This is a genomic window from Actinomadura formosensis NBRC 14204 (genome assembly GCF_001552155.1).
In the GTDB taxonomy this organism is placed as follows: domain Bacteria; phylum Actinomycetota; class Actinomycetes; order Streptosporangiales; family Streptosporangiaceae; genus Spirillospora; species Spirillospora formosensis.
This window is the reverse complement of sequence record NZ_BCQQ01000050.1, coordinates 1-17,622: the sequence shown is the minus strand read 5'-3', so window position 1 is coordinate 17,622 and position 17,622 is coordinate 1. Positions and strand designations below refer to the sequence as shown.

Annotated in this window: 14 protein-coding genes; 10 read left to right on the top strand and 4 right to left on the bottom strand. The window is 70.3% G+C overall.

Annotation, left to right across the window (positions count from 1 at the left end; all coding sequences use genetic code 11):
- Positions 1-200: 200 nt before the first annotated feature.
- Positions 201-563: a nuclear transport factor 2 family protein gene (locus AF1_RS15240; protein WP_067798582.1), complete on the bottom strand. Its 363-nt coding sequence runs from the start codon at positions 561-563 to the stop codon at positions 201-203.
- Positions 564-753: 190 nt separating this feature from the next.
- Between AF1_RS15240 and AF1_RS15235 the strand changes: the two genes are divergently transcribed.
- Positions 754-1,629 (top strand): hypothetical protein, encoded by an 876-nt coding sequence (locus AF1_RS15235; protein WP_067798579.1) that lies wholly within the window; start codon positions 754-756, stop codon positions 1,627-1,629.
- 52 nt (positions 1,630-1,681) lie between these two features.
- On the opposite strand, the gene AF1_RS15230 is transcribed toward AF1_RS15235, so the two are convergent.
- The gene (locus AF1_RS15230; protein ID WP_067798576.1) at positions 1,682-3,772 is read right to left on the bottom strand and encodes a DNA gyrase/topoisomerase IV subunit B; all 2,091 of its coding nucleotides are present in this window, start codon (positions 3,770-3,772) and stop codon (positions 1,682-1,684) included.
- Between the two features lie 210 nt (positions 3,773-3,982).
- On the opposite strand from AF1_RS15230, the gene AF1_RS15225 reads away from it, so the two are divergent.
- The 4 genes from AF1_RS15225 to AF1_RS15210 all read left to right on the top strand — a co-directional run bounded on the left by AF1_RS15225 (position 3,983) and on the right by AF1_RS15210 (position 7,294).
- Positions 3,983-4,885 carry an ABC transporter ATP-binding protein gene (locus AF1_RS15225; RefSeq protein WP_067798573.1) on the top strand — a complete coding sequence of 301 codons (903 nt, stop codon included), beginning with the start codon at positions 3,983-3,985 and terminating at the stop codon, positions 4,883-4,885.
- On the top strand, positions 4,882-5,955 hold the full coding sequence (locus AF1_RS15220; RefSeq protein WP_067798570.1) for an ABC transporter permease: 1,074 nt from the start codon (positions 4,882-4,884) through the stop codon (positions 5,953-5,955). The genes AF1_RS15225 and AF1_RS15220 overlap by 4 nt, the downstream gene beginning before the upstream one ends.
- 119 nt (positions 5,956-6,074) lie before the next feature.
- A complete protein-coding gene (locus AF1_RS15215) occupies positions 6,075-6,305 on the top strand; it encodes a DUF7455 domain-containing protein (protein WP_067798567.1) in 231 nt (76 codons plus the stop codon).
- Between the two features lie 245 nt (positions 6,306-6,550).
- Positions 6,551-7,294: a YaaA family protein gene (locus AF1_RS15210; RefSeq protein WP_067798645.1), complete on the top strand. Its 744-nt coding sequence runs from the start codon at positions 6,551-6,553 to the stop codon at positions 7,292-7,294.
- Between the two features lie 93 nt (positions 7,295-7,387).
- Here the strand turns inward: AF1_RS15210 and AF1_RS15205 are convergent, their stop codons facing one another.
- Both AF1_RS15205 and AF1_RS15200 read right to left on the bottom strand, forming a co-directional pair.
- Positions 7,388-9,043 carry an RNA polymerase sigma factor gene (locus AF1_RS15205; RefSeq protein ID WP_084262941.1) on the bottom strand — a complete coding sequence of 552 codons (1,656 nt, stop codon included), beginning with the start codon at positions 9,041-9,043 and terminating at the stop codon, positions 7,388-7,390.
- Between the two features lie 251 nt (positions 9,044-9,294).
- A complete protein-coding gene (locus AF1_RS15200) occupies positions 9,295-11,442 on the bottom strand; it encodes a SpoIIE family protein phosphatase (RefSeq protein WP_067798561.1) in 2,148 nt (715 codons plus the stop codon).
- 430 nt (positions 11,443-11,872) lie between these two features.
- Here AF1_RS15200 and AF1_RS15195 point away from each other — a divergent pair, with 430 nt between their 5' ends.
- The 5 genes from AF1_RS15195 to AF1_RS15175 all read left to right on the top strand — a co-directional run.
- The gene (locus AF1_RS15195) at positions 11,873-12,577 is read left to right on the top strand and encodes a molybdopterin-dependent oxidoreductase (RefSeq protein WP_067798559.1); all 705 of its coding nucleotides are present in this window, start codon (positions 11,873-11,875) and stop codon (positions 12,575-12,577) included.
- 46 nt (positions 12,578-12,623) lie between these two features.
- Entirely contained in the window at positions 12,624-13,304 is a 681-nt protein-coding gene (locus tag AF1_RS15190) for a cytochrome b/b6 domain-containing protein (RefSeq protein WP_207394116.1), read from the top strand.
- A 260-nt stretch (positions 13,305-13,564) separates the two neighbouring features.
- Complete coding sequence (locus AF1_RS15185; RefSeq protein ID WP_067798642.1) at positions 13,565-15,103, top strand: hypothetical protein; 1,539 nt, start codon at positions 13,565-13,567, stop codon at positions 15,101-15,103.
- 107 nt (positions 15,104-15,210) lie between these two features.
- Positions 15,211-16,596, top strand: a complete 1,386-nt coding sequence (locus AF1_RS36375; RefSeq protein WP_242608917.1) for an SseB family protein — start codon at positions 15,211-15,213, stop codon at positions 16,594-16,596.
- Positions 16,597-16,658: 62 nt separating this feature from the next.
- On the top strand, positions 16,659-17,622 hold a 964-nt coding region (locus AF1_RS15175), incomplete at its 3' end, for an SseB family protein (protein ID WP_067798553.1).

Here is a 17,622-nt window from a genome sequence, read left to right as displayed (position 1 = left end):
CAGGGGGCTATCCGGCCCTTGTCATGGCTGGAGCAGATTGCTGCGAAGTCGGGTGTTCAGGTCCTTGTCGGCCACGCCCAGCGGCCCCGGGCCTCGATCTCCCGGGGATGGCGCAGGTCGATGACTGTACCGATGCCGCGACCATCGGCGCCTTGGCGCCCGCCGAGATACCCTCCCGCGGTGCGGGAGGCGGCCACCGGTCAGGTTTCGATGTCGCCGGGGCCCCAGTGGGCCTCCATTCGGGTGATCTTGCCTTCGTCGTTGAAGGTCATCACGTCGATGGCGCGGACGCGCATACCGGGGACGTCGATCGTGAAGGCCATGGCGGCCCGGGCGCCGTGGGAGCCGCGGATGGGGGCGTCGAGGGCGAGTTTGGCACCGCTGGCGATGGCGTTGGCGTAGAACTCCTCGATGGCGGCGCGCCCGGCGATCGGGGGGTGGCCGACCGGATCCTCGATGACGGCGTCATCGGCGTAGAGGCCGCAGACGGCCACCAGGTCGGCGGCGTTGAAGGCGTCGACGTAGGTCTGCAGTGCCTGCTTCATGTGCTCCTGGGACGGCATGGACGAAGCCTAACAAGCGACCGCTTGGTTATGGGCCGATCATGATGGGCGGTCTCCGCCTCCGAGCGGACGCGGCCGGATGTGGCCGCGTTATCGATCTTGTTTCAGACACGCCCATGTTTTTGAATCGGGACGCATCATATGGACCGCTCCAATCGCGGTCTCTCCCCGAGAAAGGCCCCCGACCCCTGTGAAGCTCAGTACTCGCGCCGCCCTGGCGGCGGCGCCCGTCGGCCTCGCGCTCGGCATGCTCGCCGTCCCGGCCCATGCCGCCGCACCGCAGGCCACCCCCCTGGCGGCCCCGCAGGACCTGCCTCCGGACGTGCCGGAATTCGACTTCGCCGAGCAGTGCCCGCCGCTGCCCGCCGGGCAGGACCCCAAGCTCGCGACCTGCCTGCAGCTCGTCGTGACGGGCGGTTCGATGAAGCTCGGCGGCCTCACCCAGGAGATCACCCAGCCGATGCGGACGGTCATCCAGGCCGTCCAGCCATCGTGGGACGAGCCGGCCACGTACACCAGCGTGAAGATGACCGGCAAGCCGATGACCGTCCCCGGCGGCGTCCTCGGCCTGCTCGGTTTCCCCCTGTCCGGAGCGGACGGCCTCCCCTACAACAAGGTGCAGGTGCAGGCCAAGTACGCGGGCGGGTTCGACTTCGCCCTGCCGACGACCGCGCTGGGCCTGAAGATCAAGCTGATCAACGGCGCGATCGGCAACGGCTGCTTCATCGGATCGAACAAGGACCCGATGAAGCTGAACCTCCTCATCGACTTCAACAAGATCACCAGCGTGTCCCCGGGCGACTACACCAACCCCTTCGCCGACCCGCCGATCCTGAAGATGCCGACCGGGGACACCACGTTCGCGGTGCCGAAGACCTCCGGCTGCGGAATCTTCGGCCCGGTCATCGACTGGAAGGCCGGCCTGCCGTCGCCGTCCGGGCAGAACGCCGCCTCGTTCACCGTCTACATGGCCACGGCCCCGTACAAGCCGGCGTACGCGGACGTCGCCGCCAGGCGCACCCAGGACCCGGTGCAGACGTTCCGGAAACTGAAGATCCACGGCTGAGCCACAGCCGCTCCGGGGCCGTCCTTGGACGGCCCCGGCCCCCCGCCGGCGCTCAGGTGTCGATGCGCTCGACGTCCAGTTCGGCGGCGCCCGCGGTGATGAACGCGCGGCGCGGGGCGACCTCGCTGCCCATCAGCAGCTCGAACACCTTCGCCGCCTCCTCGGCGTCCTCGATGCGGACACGCCGGAGCACCCGGTACCGGGGGTCGAGCGTCGTCTCCGCGAGCTGGTCGGCGTCCATCTCACCGAGGCCCTTGTAGCGCTGGATCGGCTCCTTCCAGCGCCGGCCCTTGCGCTCCAGCTCGACGAGCCGCTTCCGCAGCTCGGCGTCGGAGTAGGTGTAGATGTACCTGTCCTGGCCCTTCCTCGGTTTGACCAGCTCGATGCGGTGCAGCGGCGGGACGGCGGAAAAGACCCGTCCGGCCTCCAGCATCGGGCGCATGTAGCGGTGGAAGAGGGTGAGGAGCAGGGTGCGGATGTGCGCACCGTCGACATCGGCGTCGGCGAGGATCACGACGCGGCCGTAGCGGGCGGCGTCCACGTCGAAGGTGCGGCCCGAGCCCGCGCCGAGCACCTGGATGATCGCGGCGCACTCGGCGTTCTTCAGCATGTCCGCGACGGACGCCTTCTGCACGTTGAGGATCTTGCCGCGGATCGGCAGCAGCGCCTGGAACTCGGAGTTGCGGGCGAGCTTGGCGGTGCCGAGCGCCGAGTCGCCCTCGACGATGAACAGCTCGCTGCGGTCGTCGGCGGTACGGCAGTCGACGAGTTTGGCGGGCAGCGCCGAGTTCTCCAGGGCGTTCTTGCGCCGCTGGTTGTCACGCTGGGTGCGGGCGGCGATGCGGGTCTTGGCCGCGCCGACGATCTTCTCCAGCACGGCCCGCAGCGGCTGCTTCTGCCCGCGCGACGGGTTCTCGAAGATCGCGCGCAGCTCGTGCATGACGACCTGGGAGACGATGCGGGTGGCCGCGGACGTGCCGAGGACCTCCTTGGTCTGGCCCTCGAACTGCGGCTCGGGCAGCCGGACCGTCACCACCGCGGTGAGGCCCTCCAGGACGTCCTCCTTGATGACGTCCTCGTCGCCGTTCTTCAGCAGCTTCGTCGCGCGGAGCTGCTCGTTGATCACCTTGAGCACGGCGCGGTCGAAGCCGCGCACGTGGGTGCCGCCCTTCGGGGTGGCGATCACGTTGACGAACGACTTGGTGATCGTGTCGTAGCCGGTGCCCCAGCGCAGCGCGATGTCGACCTCGAGGTCGCGTTCGACGTCGGTGGGCGTCAGATGGCCCTGATCGTCCAGGACGGGGACGGTCTCGGTGAAGTGGCCCCGGCCCCGCAGCCGCAGCACGTCGATGAGCGGGACGTCCTTGGCGAGGTAGGTGCAGAACTCGCCGATGCCGCCGTCGAAGCGGAACGTCTCGTCGACGATCTCCTCGCCGCGCTCGTCGCGGACGTCGATGGTGAGGCCGGGGATGAGGAACGCGGTCTGCCGCATCCGGTCGAGGACGAGGGCCTGGTCGACCGTGGCGTCCTTCAGGAAGATCTGCAGGTCGGGCCAGAAGCGGACACGGGTGCCGGTGGTCTTCCCGGCGACCTTGCGGATCTGCCGCAGACCCGACCTCTTGCGGAACCGCGCGTTGGGGCGCCCCTCGTCGGCGAACTCGCCGGGCAGCCCGCGCCGGAAGCTGATCGCATGGGTGTACCCGTCGCGGTCGACCTCGACGTCCAGCCGCGCGGACAGCGCGTTGACCACGGACGCCCCCACGCCGTGGAGACCGCCGGACGCGGTGTAGGAGACGCCGCCGAACTTGCCGCCCGCGTGCAGCCGCGTCATGACCAGTTCGACCCCGGGAAGGCCGGTCTTGGGCTCCAGGTCGACGGGGATGCCGCGGCCGTTGTCACCCACCTCGAAGGACCCGTCGGCATGGAGCGTCACGCTGATGTGGGTGCAGTGGCCGGCCAGGGCCTCGTCGACGCAGTTGTCGACGATCTCCCACAGGCAGTGGGCGAGCCCCCGGCTGTCGGTCGACCCGACGTACATCCCGGGTCGTTTCCGGACGGCCTCCAGCCCCTCCAGCACCGACAGGTGCCGGGCGGAGTAGCCGTGCGGGTCTTCGGTTGTCGCTTCGGCGGTCACGGCGGTCAACGTGCGTGCGCTCCTCGGGGGTAGGACGGTCGGCAGAAGGGTACTCCCGGCCGCCGACAATGCGCCGAAAGGCTCGCCGCCGCCGACGTTCCGCTTGTCCGCGGGCGGCGCGGTCCGGCACGCCAGGCTACCGGGACCCCCGACTTCCCGACTTTAACGCCCACCTTCAGGTGGGTGTGCAAGTCTGCTTCGCCCCCTAATGTCCCCGGCATGGTGCAAACGATCGAGGTTTCGGGTCTCCGTAAACGCTATGGGGACGTCCAGGCCGTGGACGGGGTGACGTTCGGCGTCGAGGAGGGCGAGTTCTTCGGCATCCTCGGCCCGAACGGCGCGGGCAAGACGACGACCCTGGAGATCATCGAAGGGCTGCGCAAGGCCGACGAGGGCGAGGTCTCGGTACTCGGGCTGTCCCCGTGGCCGCGCAACCCCGGGCTGTTGCCGAGGATCGGCGTCCAGTTGCAGGCTTCGTCGTTCTTCGAGCGGCTGACCACGCGTGAGCAGTTGCGGACGTTCGGCTCCCTCTACGGCGTCCCGGTCAAGAAGGCCGACGCGATGATGGAGCTGGTGGGGCTGGAAGGCAAGGCGGACGTCCGGGTGGAGAAGCTGTCGGGCGGCCAGGCGCAGCGCCTGTCCATCGCATGCGCGCTCGTCCACGACCCCGAACTCCTGTTCCTGGACGAGCCCACCGCCGCACTGGACCCCCAGGGCCGCCGCAACCTGTGGGACGTGCTGCGGCAGATCAACACGCAGGGCCGCACGGTCGTCCTGACCACGCACCACATGGACGAGGCGGAAATCCTCTGCGACCGCGTCGCCATCATGGACGCGGGCAAGATCCTGCGGCTCGGTCCACCGGCCGTCCTGGTGCGCGGCCTGGACGTCCCCGCCCGGATCAGCGTCGCGAGCGGCGTCCTGGCCGTGGCGGACGCACGGCTGCTGCCGGGTGCCGACGAGGCCGCCGACGACGGCATCTCGCTGACCATCACCACCCGTGACCCATCGGCCGTGGTCGCGGCCATGGCGGCGAAGGACGCGCTGACCGGCGTCCAGATCCATGGCGCCACCCTTGAGGACGTCTTTCTGGAGCTCACCGGACGGGAGTACAGGGCATGAGCACGTTCGGAAGCTTCAAGAGCCTGTCACGGGCCATGTTCCTCGGGTTCGGGCGAGACCGGGCCGCCCTGTTCTTCACCGTCCTGTTCCCCCTGATGTTCCTGGTGCTCTTCGGCGGGATCTTCGGTCATCAGACGACGTCCAAGGTGAACGTGCTGGAGGTGGGCCGGGCCGCGATCCTGGATCAGGCCGTCGCGGGCGGAGGCGGGGAGCTCGGCAAGGTCATGAAGGTCACCAGGACGCCGGACCGTGCCGGTGCCCTGCGCAAGCTGGAGAAGGGCGACGCGGACGCGGTCGTCGAGCAGAGCGGCAACGAGCTGGTGGTCCACTACTCGGCCGCCGACCAGGTGAAGTCGGGGACGGTGCGGGGGCTGATGAACTCGATCGTCCAGTCGGCCAACCAGTCGGCCACCGGCAAGCCGCCCGCCTACTCGATGACGACCCGGCAGGTGGAGGACGGCTCCCTCAAGGCCATCCAGTTCTTCACCCCCAGTCTGCTGGGTTGGGCGCTGGCCTCGGCGGGGGTCTTCGGGGCCTCGCAGACGCTGGTGACGTGGCGGACCAAGGGCATCCTGCGCCGGCTCCAGCTCTCCCCTGCCCCGCTCCCCACCGTGTTCGCCGCGCGCGTCGCGGTCAGCCTCGCCATCGCGCTCGTGCAGTTCGCGTTGTTCGTGCTGGTGGCGCAGCTACCGATGTTCGGGCTGCGGCTCAGCGGCGCCTGGTGGATGGCGATCCCGATGGTGATCGCGGGGGTGCTGGCCTTCCTGTCGATCGGGATGCTGATCGGTGCCTGGGCCAAGACCCAGGAGACCGCGCAGGCCATGACCCAGCTCGTCGTCCTGCCCATGGCGTTCCTGGGCGGCTCCTTCTTCCCCCTGGACGCGGCACCGGGCTGGTTGAGGACGGTGTCCTACATCTTCCCGTTGCGATATCTGAACGAAGGAATGCTCAACGTGATGGGACGCGGGCTCGGGCCGATGTCCGCCCTGCCCCAAATCGGCGTCCTGATGGGCGTTGCGGTGGTCGGCGCGATGATCGCCATGCGCCTGTTCCGGTGGGACGCCGTCTAATGTGACCTCGGTCACCAATTGGGCCATTCTGCTGTGGGCGTACGAGGAACCAGGTTGGGAACGTCAACGTCGGGTTAGATGTTGTCCTAAGTACCGACCCCGAGCATGAGGAAGGTGCCGTGACTGGAGCCCTTGCCCCAACCAAGCCGCTGACCGTCGCCGACCGATGCGACCGCTGCGGCGCTCAGGCCTACGTCCGTGCAGTCCTTGTAGGCGGCGGCGACCTTCTGTTCTGTGCCCACCACGGGCGCAAGTACACGGAGGCCCTCCGCGCCAACGGGGCCGACATTCAAGACGAGACCGACCGGCTCACCGAAACCCCGGCCGTCGCCCCTGACGACGAGCGGTAGATCTCCACATAGAAACCCCAGGACGGCGGTCATCGGAGACGATGGCCGTCGTTCGCATTCCGTCCGCTTCCGCCCACCGCCGAGGCAATGAGACGTCACTTCGCAGCGTGATTAGGTGATCACAAAAAGCGATCACGGAGCCCGTATTCGTGATGCGGATCACGAAGCGCACGAGGTTCTCACCTTGCAGTGACATTCTTCACTCGGTAGTGGTCGCATCTTCCGTCACCGTTTTCGGGGGGATCGTGCACATCCTGCTGCCGCCGTCGGAGAAGAAGACCGCCGGCGGGGACGGTCCGCCCCTCGACCTGGCGTCGCTGAGCTTCCCCACGCTGAACCCGGTGCGCAAGCGCGTCCTCTCGGCCCTGGTCAAGGCATCCCGGCGGGCCGACGCGCAAGACGTCCTGGGCCTGCCGCCCGGCCAGGCGGACGACGCCCTGACCCGCAACAAGGCGCTACGGAAGGCGGCCACGCTTCCCGTCGCGAGGCTCTACACCGGCGTCCTCTACGACAATCTCAATCTCCCCGAGCTGGACCAGGACGCCGCGGCCGAGCAGGTCATCGTCTTCTCGGGCCTGTGGGGCGCGCTGAGGCTCACCGACCGCGTCCCGCCCTATCGGCTGGCCATGGGGGTGTCGTTGCCGCCCGTGGGCCGCCTGGGGACGCTCTGGCGCCCGGCGATGCGCGAGGCTCTCCGGCTGGACGGCGGCCTGATCGTCGACATGCGGTCGGGGCCGTACGCGTCCGCGTGGAGGGCGCCCCAGCCGGCCGTCGCGGTCCGCGTGTTCCGGGAACGGCTCGCCGGCGGCGTCCCCGAGCGGACGGTCGTCAGCCACATGGCCAAGGCCACCCGCGGCCGGATCGCCCACGACCTCCTCAAAACCGGCGCCGCGCCGCGCACCCCGGAGGAACTCCAGAAGACCGTTGCCGACCTGGGGCACACGGCCGAGCTGAACGGCTCCAACCTCGACATCATCCTGCACGGCTGATGAGCCCGGCGCCGTCCGGGGGAACCGAAGCCGGGGCAACGCCGGCACAAAGCAGGACCCCGGGCAAAGGCCCGGGGTCCTGTTTCTCGTAGGTCAGTCCAGGTAGTCGCGCAGAACCTGGGAGCGGGACGGGTGGCGCAGCTTCGACATGGTCTTGGACTCGATCTGCCGGATGCGCTCCCGGGTCACCCCGTACACCTTGCCGATCTCGTCCAGGGTCTTCGGCTGGCCGTCGGTGAGGCCGAACCGCATGGACACCACGCCGGCCTCGCGCTCGCTGAGCGTGTCCAGGACGGAGTGGAGCTGCTCCTGCAGCAGCGTGAAGCTGACCGCGTCGGCCGGGACGATGGCCTCGGAGTCCTCGATGAGGTCACCGAACTCGCTGTCGCCGTCCTCACCGAGCGGGGTGTGCAGCGAGATGGGCTCGCGGCCGTACTTCTGGACCTCGACGACCTTCTCCGGGGTCATGTCGAGTTCCTTGGCCAGCTCCTCCGGGGTGGGCTCGCGGCCCAGGTCCTGGAGCATCTGCCGCTGCACGCGGGCCAGCTTGTTGATGACCTCGACCATGTGCACCGGGATGCGGATGGTGCGGGCCTGGTCGGCCATCGCGCGGGTGATCGCCTGCCGGATCCACCAGGTGGCGTACGTGGAGAACTTGTAGCCCTTGGTGTAGTCGAACTTCTCGACGGCGCGGATCAGGCCGAGGTTGCCCTCCTGGATCAGGTCCAGGAACAGCATCCCGCGCCCGGTGTAGCGCTTGGCGAGCGAGACCACCAGGCGGAGGTTGGCCTCCAGGAGGTGGTTCTTGGCGCGGCGGCCGTCCTCGGCGATCCACTCGAAGTCCTCGAGGTCCTCCTCGGACATCGCGGCACCGGCCGCGGCGAGCCGCTCCTCGGCGAAGAGCCCGGCCTCGATGCGCTTGGCGAGCTCCACCTCCTGCTCGGCGTTGAGCAGCGGGACCTTGCCGATCTGCTTGAGGTAGTCCTTGACGGGGTCGGCGGTGGCGCCGGCCGCCGCGATCTGCTGCGCGGGCGCGTCCTCGTCGTCGTCGCCGAGGGTGAAGCCCTCCTCCTCGGCCGGAGCACCGTCGGCGGCCTGCTTGCCGCTGGGGGCGGCCTTGGCGGTGGGCGCGGCCGGCGCGTCCTCCTCGTCGGTGTCGGGCTCCTCGACCTCCGCCGTGTCGTCCTCGACGAGCTCGACGTCGAGCTCGGCCAGGTCGTCGTCGAGATCGACGTCCACCTCGTCGTCGACGTCCGGCTCGGCGGCCTTCTTGGCCGGCGCGGCCTTCACGGCCTGCGCCGCGGGCTTCTTGGCGGGCGCGGGCTTCTTCGCCTTGGCGCCCTTGGCAGGTGCGGCCTTCTTGGACGCGGTCTTCCTGGGCGCGGGCTTGGCGGCCGGGCGCTGCTCGGCGGCCTCCTCCGGCGCGTCGTCGCCGACGACGGCGGTCACCGTGTCGGGCTGCTCCTTGGCCGCGGCGGCGGTCTTGGGCCTGCGCGCCGGCGGCGTCGCGCGCTTGCGCGGACGCTTGGGCGCCGCGGAGTCGGCAGCGCTCACCATGACGGTCACACCCTCCTTGCTGAGGCTCCGCAGAATGCTGGAGGCCTTCGACACGGGGATGTCGGCCTCCTCGAACGTACGGCGTACGTCGTCGGCTTCGAGGTAACCCTGGGACCGTCCACGCTCGATCAGTTGCGCGATGACATGATCGTGCAGATCCGACGCTTTCGAGGTCGAGCTAGCAGGCGACACAAATACCTCTCGAACGAACGTGTGGCTGGTTGACCCAAGTGCCCTGACGGGCCCGGCCTCACACTGGGTGGGACCACACACGGAGTGGACCCCCGGTGCGGGACCGCAGCGTACCCGCTCTGCCTGGGTCAAGCATTCTGGCACTGCTGCGCATTCCGCCCTGAAGTCCTACCCGGTAACTCTCCACCTTAGAGGGCGCGGGACGGTCCTTCGAACCGGCTACTCGGTCTTCGCCCGGTTCCAGGCGGGTGTCACGCGGGCTCTGGCGGGACGTGCAGGGCGAGCACGGTCACATCGTCCACCTGCTCATATCCGGCAAGCATCCGATCGACCAGGAAGTCGACGAGTCTTTCGGGATCTCCTACCACTTCAGGTGGGGCGTCCTCGGCCACGGCGACGAGCTCGTCCAGCCCTGCGTCCACCCCACGCCTACGGTTCTCCACAAGTCCATCGGAATAGAAGACCACAGTGTTGCCGATTTCGATGGAAAAACTTGTCTGCTGCCGCTGGCTCGGCCAGCCGAGCGGCGTGCCCGGCTCCCGCGTGCTCACGCGCGCGGGCGTGTCGGGCGAGATCAGCAGGGGTGGCGGGTGGCCCGCGTTGCTGAACTCCCCCTGCCCGGTCTCGGGGTCGATGACCGCGTACGCGACCGTGGTGAACTGCTCCTCGTCCTCGGTGGCGCTGAACAGCCGGTCGAGTCCGGCCAGGACGGCGGCGGGCCGCGGGTCGTTCAGCGCGAGCGCGCGCAGGGCGTTGCGGACGCGGCCCATTCCGGCCGCGGCGAGGACGCCCTTGCCCATGACGTCGCCCACGGCCACCGCGAGCCGGCGGTCCGGGAGGTGGAACACGTCGTACCAGTCACCGCCGACCTGGACGTGACGCGTCGCGGGGTTGTAGCGGGCGGCCAGCACCATGCTGGGAAGCTGCGGAAGGTCGCTCGGCAGGAGGCTTCTCTGGAGTTCCTCGGCGGTCCGGTGCTCGCGTTCGAACAGCAGGGCCCGCTCCACGGCGAGGGCGCACTGGCCGGCGAGTGCCTCCAGGAAGACCCGTTCCTCCTCAGTGATCTCCCTGGGCCGGGTGAAGGAGAAACGGAGTGCGCCTATCGGGGCGCCGGCGGCGAGTAGCGGCAGCCCCACCCAGGCGCGTTCCTCGGTGTGCTGGGCGAACAGGTCACGCTCGCCATGGCCGAGTTGCAGGCGCAGGCTGTCGGGATGCTCGGCCAGGAACGGCCGGCTCTCGCGCACCGCCACCGACATCACGGTCTGGTCACTGACCTTGATGTCGTCGCGGGAGGCGGGACTGGCCTCGCCCTCGGCACCCGGCTGGGACGGCGCCACGATGCTCAGCCGCAGCTTGTCGTCGTCCAGCAGCGCCACGGCGGAGTAGTCGGCGCCTATGGCGGACCGTCCGACCTCGGTGATGACCAGGACCACCTGGGAGACGGTCAGGGCCTCGGCGAGCATCGAGGTGGCCTGCTGGAGGCGCGCGGTGCGCAGCGCCGCCGCGGACAGCTGCTCGGTCAGCCGGCCGCGCATCTCCTCGGCCTCGCGCTGCCCGGTGACGTCGGTGTTGGCGCCGACCCACTCGATCACCGCGTCGCCCTGCCAGATGGGCACGGCCCGGACGTCGAAATGCCGGTAGGTGCCGCTCTTGGTGCGGATGCGGTAGTTGGTCTCGAAGACCCGGTTCTCCGCGACGCACTCGTCCCAGGCGGCCTCGATGCGAGGACGGTCCTCGGGGTGGACGGCCGCCAGCCAGCCGCCGACCGCGTAGTCGTCGGGCGTCTGCCCGGTGATCGTGCGCCACTCGGGCGCGTCGTCGATCACGCCGCCGTCCGGGGCGGCGACCCACACCACCTGGGCGCTGGCCTCCACAAGCGAGCGGTAGCGCTGCTCCTTGCGGCGGATGACCTCCTCGGCCCGGCGCCGCTCGGTCACCTCCAGCGCGGTCAGGACGACGCCCAGGAGCTCGCCGTCGGCGCCCCTGGCGGGCAGCCACGTGCACGCCAGGATGCGCTCCTCGACGGCCGTGGCGACACCGGGCACGTCCCCGGTGTCGTCGCCGGGCGCCGCGGGCTCGCCGGCCGGGACGACCAGGTCGAGGTCGCTGACCGGGCGGTCCTCGGCGATCACCTTCCGCAGCGCCGTCTCGAACGCCGCCGCCGGCGCCTCGGGCAGCACCTCGGAGGGCCTGCGCTGCTGCAGATCGCGCACGGGCACCCCGAGCAGCGCGGCGAGCGCGTCGTTGACCCTGCGGCAGCACAGATCGCGATCGAAGAACGCCAGCCCGCCGGGCGCTTCCTTCAGCAAGGTCGCGTACAGCGCGGCGTCGGACGCATCCATGGGCTGCCCCTCCACCCCTGAGACGCGGGGATGCGGGACGGACATCTCGGTGCTCATGGGCAACACCTCCGCCCCAGAGGGTCCCGTACCGCGCGGCAAGTTTTCATCACTATGAGTGAATGGGAGCAGGCTAGCGCTCCCGCCTCCATCACAACACCGGTCGGAGTCAGGTATTCATCATCCCGATGGTTCGCCGCGTACGGAACCCCTGATGAACATCCTTGTCCCTTCGGCCCCGGACGAACGCGTCGGATTTGAGCACCATCGCGGGAGGACGCGGGACCGGGCCCGCCCGGACGGTGAGGAGACGATGTTACGACGCTCCGGCGTCACGGCGCGTCAACCCTCCAGGTCCGGGTGTGTCTCCGGCCGCACCGCCCCAGGCTCGTGCGCTCCAGGTCTTAGGGCGGCTCCAGGATCTGTCAGGAGTCTTACGTGCGTCGCGGAGCCCTGGAATGGTTCAAAGCCACGATGCTCAAATGAAGAGGTGAGCGAAGAGGAACGGGCGGAGGGCAGTCCCGTCGGACGGCGGGTCGTGCTGGGGATGCTCGGCCTCGGTGTCGCGGGGGTCGCCGTGGGAGCGTCCGTCCAGGACAAGGTGAGCAGGACCCTGGCGCCGGTGGGGCCGATCGGAGACGTCCTCCCGGCGGCCGGCGGGTTCCGGTACTACTCCGTGACCGACAGCGTGAAGCGGCACAGCGTCGCAACCCACCGGGTGACCGTCAGCGGCCTCGTCGACAGGCCCCGGGCGTTCCGGATGGCCGACCTCGCGCGGCTTCCCCAGACGGTCCTCGATCGTGACTTCCAGTGCGTGACGGGCTGGCGGGTGCCGGCCGTGCGTTGGGTCGGCGTCGCCCTGCCCGACCTGCTGGACGCGGTCGGTGTATCGCCGCAGGCCCGAGCCGTGCGGTTCACCTCGTTCGACGGCGTCTACACAGAGTCGCTGACGCTGGAGCAGGCGCGCCGCAGGGACGTCCTGGTCGCGACCCAGATGGACGGTAAGCCGGTCACTCATGACCACGGTGGGCCTACACGGCTCTATGTGGCGCCCATGTACGGCTACAAGTCGCTCAAGTGGCTCAGCGGTATCGAGCTGACCGGCAAGGTGGAACCCGGTTACTGGGAGAACCTCGGATATGACGTGGACGCCTGGGTCGGGCGGTCGAACGGGCGTGACGATGTCCCCACATGAGACGCGCCCGGATAAGACACACCGAGGTGACGGGCCTGAGTGGCTGGTGCGGTTCACGCGGGCGGAGCGGGCGGTCCACCATGTGACCGCTCTGCTGATGCTGACCTGCCTGCTGACTGCGGCGCTGCTCTATCTGCCGATGCTGTCGACCCTGGTGGGACGCCGGGAGATGGTCAAAACCGCCCACGTGTGGTGCGGGTTCGCTCTGCCCGTGCCGATTGCGCTGGGTCTGGTGTCCCGTGCGTTCAGGGCCGACCTCCGGCGGCTGAACAGATTCGCTCCGCACGACTGGGAGTGGCTCAAGCGCAGCGACCGCAGGGCCGTGCAAGGTGGACGCGGGGTCCTGCCCGTGGGCAAGTTCAACGCCGGGCAGAAGCTCAATGCGGCGTTCACGGCCGGCGCGATCCTCGTCATGCTCGGCACCGGCGAGATCATGACGTTCCCGGACCCGTGGGGCGACCGGTGGCGGACGGGCGCCACGTTCGTCCACGACTGGCTCTTCCTCGTCATCGTCGTGGTGACGGCGGGGCACCTGTGGGAGGCGCTGCGCGACCGTGACGCGCTCACCGGGATGCTCACCGGGCGTGTCGACCGGGAGTGGGCGGCGCGGCATCACGCGGGATGGGCCGGCACCGAACGGACTTCTGAAACCGGTTCGGAATTTGCCGGTTCAGAATTTGTCAAAGGACGCCCCGGCACGTCTTGGCTCTCCCCGCGAAAACGCTGAAATGGGACATCGAGGCAGGGTCCACACGGAAGCTCCCATCCGGGTCGAGCCGTGCCGCCGTCCGGGCGGGCGTCCGGCGGAGGGGCGGCCGGCCGAGCGGCCCGCCGGACCGGGCGCGGATCTTCGGCCGTCCTGCACATCGCCCGCGCGGGATCTGAGAGGGTGGGAGGGTGAGTCCGCGCAGCCGCACCCCCTCCTCCGGAGACCCGGCCCGGGACGGACACACACCCCCGGACGAGGTCTCGGCGATCTTCGACGGGATGCTGCGGCACGCCCGCGAACTGCTCGCCGTGCGCAGCCCCTTGGACGCCGAGCTCATCGTCAGCGAGATCCTCGGGTCCTGGTGGGGGCACCGGATACCCGGCGGCGACGTCGAGGAGATCATCGGCGAGGCCCTGGTGGACCACGCCGCGGCGGCGCGGACACCGGCCGCGCTGGCCCTGCTCACGGGGATGGCCTACCTGGGCACCCCGCGGCAGGCGGCCAAGGCCGAACGCGCGGCCTTGGAGCTGATGGCCGACGGCGTCGCCAGGCCGGGCTGGGCCGACCGTGTGGGGATGGTCGAGCCCGAGGGGTGCTTCGTCTCCAGGGACGTCTACGGCGACCAGGACTCCATCGTCTGTACCTACACCTATGGAGGCACCGAACGGCACGCCCTGGTCATCCTGGTCGACCGCACCAAGGCGGGGGCCGTCCAGCCGTCCGGTGACCCGTTCGCCCCGGCCGCACGGGCGGGAGGGCCGCCGGCGAGCGGGCTGGTCAGGGACGCGTGGGTCTCCTCCAAGGTCGACACCCTTCTCGACCAGTGCCGGCGGGAAGGCCGCGAGAATCCGCTGACGCGGTTCGAAGAACTCGACCCGCGCGACGCCAAGGCGATGTTGCGGAGCGCCCTCGACCTCACCGACGACATCGACGACCCCCCGGTGAGCGAGAATTTCGGCTCGTACCACGCGTTCGTCCGCGCGCGCGTGGACATCCTTCCGCCCGGTGGGCGGATGCCCCAGCCGCCGGTGTACGGACGGGACAGGCGTGCGACGATCGCGGCCCGGTTCCTCGCCTCGGACGAGGCGGAGGGACTGTCCGATCTTTCGGCCGCGAGCCGGTGCGTGGACCGGATCATCGACTACGGCTGCACCCACGACTTCGGACGGCCGCTGCGGGTCTCGCCGGTCAAGTGCGAGATGTTCCTCCTCGACTGGCTCCCGAGAAAGATTCTGCTGTCCCCGACGGAACAAGAAGCGGTCCCCCACGTGCTGGCCGCCTGGGTCCGGTGGGCGGGCAGGCGCACCGGCCTTCCGGAGGAGGGCATCAGGGCCACCCTGGATGCCCTCTGGGACGCTACGGCGAAGTTCGCCGACGCCTACCGCGATCCGTCCGCATTCGGCCTCGACCGTGCCGTGGTCGACCGGCTGCTACCCGACGGCGACCTGGAGGCACTCCCCCGGCGCGCGTTCGCCCTGCCCTTCCTGTCGGGCACCCACCGGCAGTCAGGGCGGCACGGGTTCATCAACCTGTCGAAACTGGATCCGGCCGACCCCGACGACCGCCGCGTCCTCCTGGAGTTCGAGCACCCCGGCGCCGGCGAAGCGCACCTCGACGCGCACGAACGCCTCACGGAGATGCTGTGGGACGGCCGCCCGCCCCAGCTGTGGGAAACCGCCCAATCACTCCTGGACGTGGGCTACGAACGCCACGAGGTCCTGCACAAACTCATCGACGTCCTGGATCGCTCTGGGGACGATCCGGAGGCACTCCGCACGGCCCTGCGTATGCTTCGTCACGAACCCCCGCCCGAGTGAACTCCCGGTTTGCGCGCGGCGTCCCCTGCGACAATCATCGGGACCCGGGCATCGTCTCGCGGGGTCTCGGGGAGCCGGGGGCCGGCCCCCTGCCGTAGGGAGTGATCTTGTTGGAGTGGTCCGAGTTCGCCCGGCGGCTGGGACGTGAGCTGGCGGGGCTCGAACGCGACACGATCCTCATCGTGCGCGAGCGTGATGAGAGCCGTCACTACGTCCAGGCCATGCGCGAGCCCGACCGGCTCTACGCCGAGGCCGTCAGCAACAACTTCCTGGACGGGCCGCTGCTCCTCACGGCGGCGGACGAGGAGGTCATGAGCGACGCGGGCTGGCGTCCGCCCGCCGACCCCGCACCGCGCAACTGGTGGACGGAGCTGCCCGCGGCGGGCCTGCCCGGCGGGATGCTGAACGTGACCGACGGCGACTACGCGCGGCTTGCCGGGGTGATGGTGACCGCCCTGCGGGACGTCCAGGGCGTCAGGCGCCCGTCCGACCTCGTCTACGAGTCGTTCCACCGGCACGGGACCGGCCTCATCGAACTGCTCGACTTCGGTATCGACGTCGCCGACCCGTCGCGCGTGACCATGCGGCGGGCCACGTCCGGTGGTGCCCCCGCCGGCGCGGACGCCGACACCCTCGAATCCCGTCTGGCCGAGGCCAAGGCGAACGGCGACAACACCACCTATTTCAGGCTACTGGCGGGCGCCGACCTGGTGCTCCCGGCGAGCGCCTCCGCCGTGGAGGATCCCGACCGCGCCGAATACCCCACCATCGCGATCGGCGGCGACACCTACGTCACGGTGTTCACCTCGCCCGGTGCCCTGGCGCGCACCGGCGACCGGCACCCCGGCCTGTACCGGCGCACCTCGTTCGCCCGGCTGGCGACCGGCTGGCCCGATCCGGCATGGCGGCTGGCGATCAACTGGGGACTGCCCAGCGAGGTTCTGCTCGACTCGTCCGTCCTCGGGCGCCTGGACGGCGTGCCGGACGTGCCGCCCTCCACCGGGCCGGACATCTCCAATCCGTCCGCCGGGCCGGACGTCTCCAACCCCTACGGCACGGTCGACCCCCACGCGCTCTCAGGGCCGAACCCCGTCGCCGGCGGCTCGGCCGACGTGAACGTCCCGTACGACGCCTCGCACACGGCGATCGACCCGTACACGGCGGCCGATCTCCAGGCGGCGATCGAAACGGGCACCGCCGGCCCGGAGACGCGCGAACCGGCCCCGGCCGCCGGCCCGCCGCTGAGCGCGCCGACGAGCAGGCCGGCGAACCAGACGAACCAGGCGCCGGATCAGGGCCCGGATCAGGGCCCGCCCCGGGCGCCCGCTCCGGAGAGGCAGGCGCCGGGCGTCCCGATACGGCCGCCCCACGGCACTCGTCTCTGGCGCTCGGCCGAGGACGGTGACGAGACGCCCCTCGCGGTCTACGACGCGATCGGCGGGGTCTGGGCTCAGGTAAGGGCGGACGCCGTTCCGGCCCCCTGGACCGAGTGACGCACCATTCAGCTACCGTCGAGTACAAAATTCCCGCCCGCGGACGTGAAAGTGGATCCCGAGTGGACTGGAACGACTTCGCCAAACGGCTGACGTTGGAGCTTTCACGACTGCCGGTCAGGTCGTTCCTCATCGTGCAGGGGCCGAGCGGGCTGCCCTACGTCCAGGCGATGCGGTCCGAGGGCGTGCTGGACGCGGAGGCCGTCGGCAGCGCGTTCCTGCCCCGGCCGCTGGCCCCGCGCCAGGAGCGGCGGCTGCGGGCGCTCGGCTGGGAGCCGCCGGACGAGGAGGAGCGCAAGAACTGGTGGGACCGGTTCACCTGGCGCGACCGCGGCGGCCGTGTCTCGGCCGAGTACCTGGAGGCGTGTGCGCTGCTCGCCGGGCAGATGATCGGCGCGTTCCGCGACGTGTACCGCATCGAGTCCCCGCTGGGGCTGGTCTACCAGGCGAGCAAGGCGGGGCCGGACGGCGGGCCGCTGGCGCTGCCCGGCCTCGGCATCCCGCTGGCCGTCCCGGAGGAGAACCGTCCCGCCGCCTCCTCCGCACGTCCCGCCCGGCCCTCCGGTTCCGCTCTGGAGGCGGCCCTCACCGACGCCCGGGAACGCGGCGACCAGCACGGTTATCTGGAGCTTCTCGCGCGCGCGGTCCTGTACCTGCCCGCGCCGGGCGATCCAGGGGCCGGGCAGCAGTTCGCCACGGCCCAGTTCGGCGACGGCACGTTCGTCCTGGCGTTCACCTCTCCCGAGGCGATGGACCGCTCTCTGCAGGGCCAGGCCGTCCACCATCGCGAGGCGTCGCTGGCGGAGCTGTCCCGCCGCTGGCCGCACCCGGACTGGCAGCTCGCCGTCAACCCGGGCCTGGCGAGCGCCTGCTATCTGGACGCGGGCGCGCTCCTCGAACCCGAGGAGCCGCGGAAGGCCGCCCCCACGCCGCCGGTCCCGACGGACGTCCACGTGGCGGGCGCGTCGACCCGGACCCGGGCCCGGGCCCGCGGGGTCGAACCGCCGCGCGGCGGCCCCGCCGCCC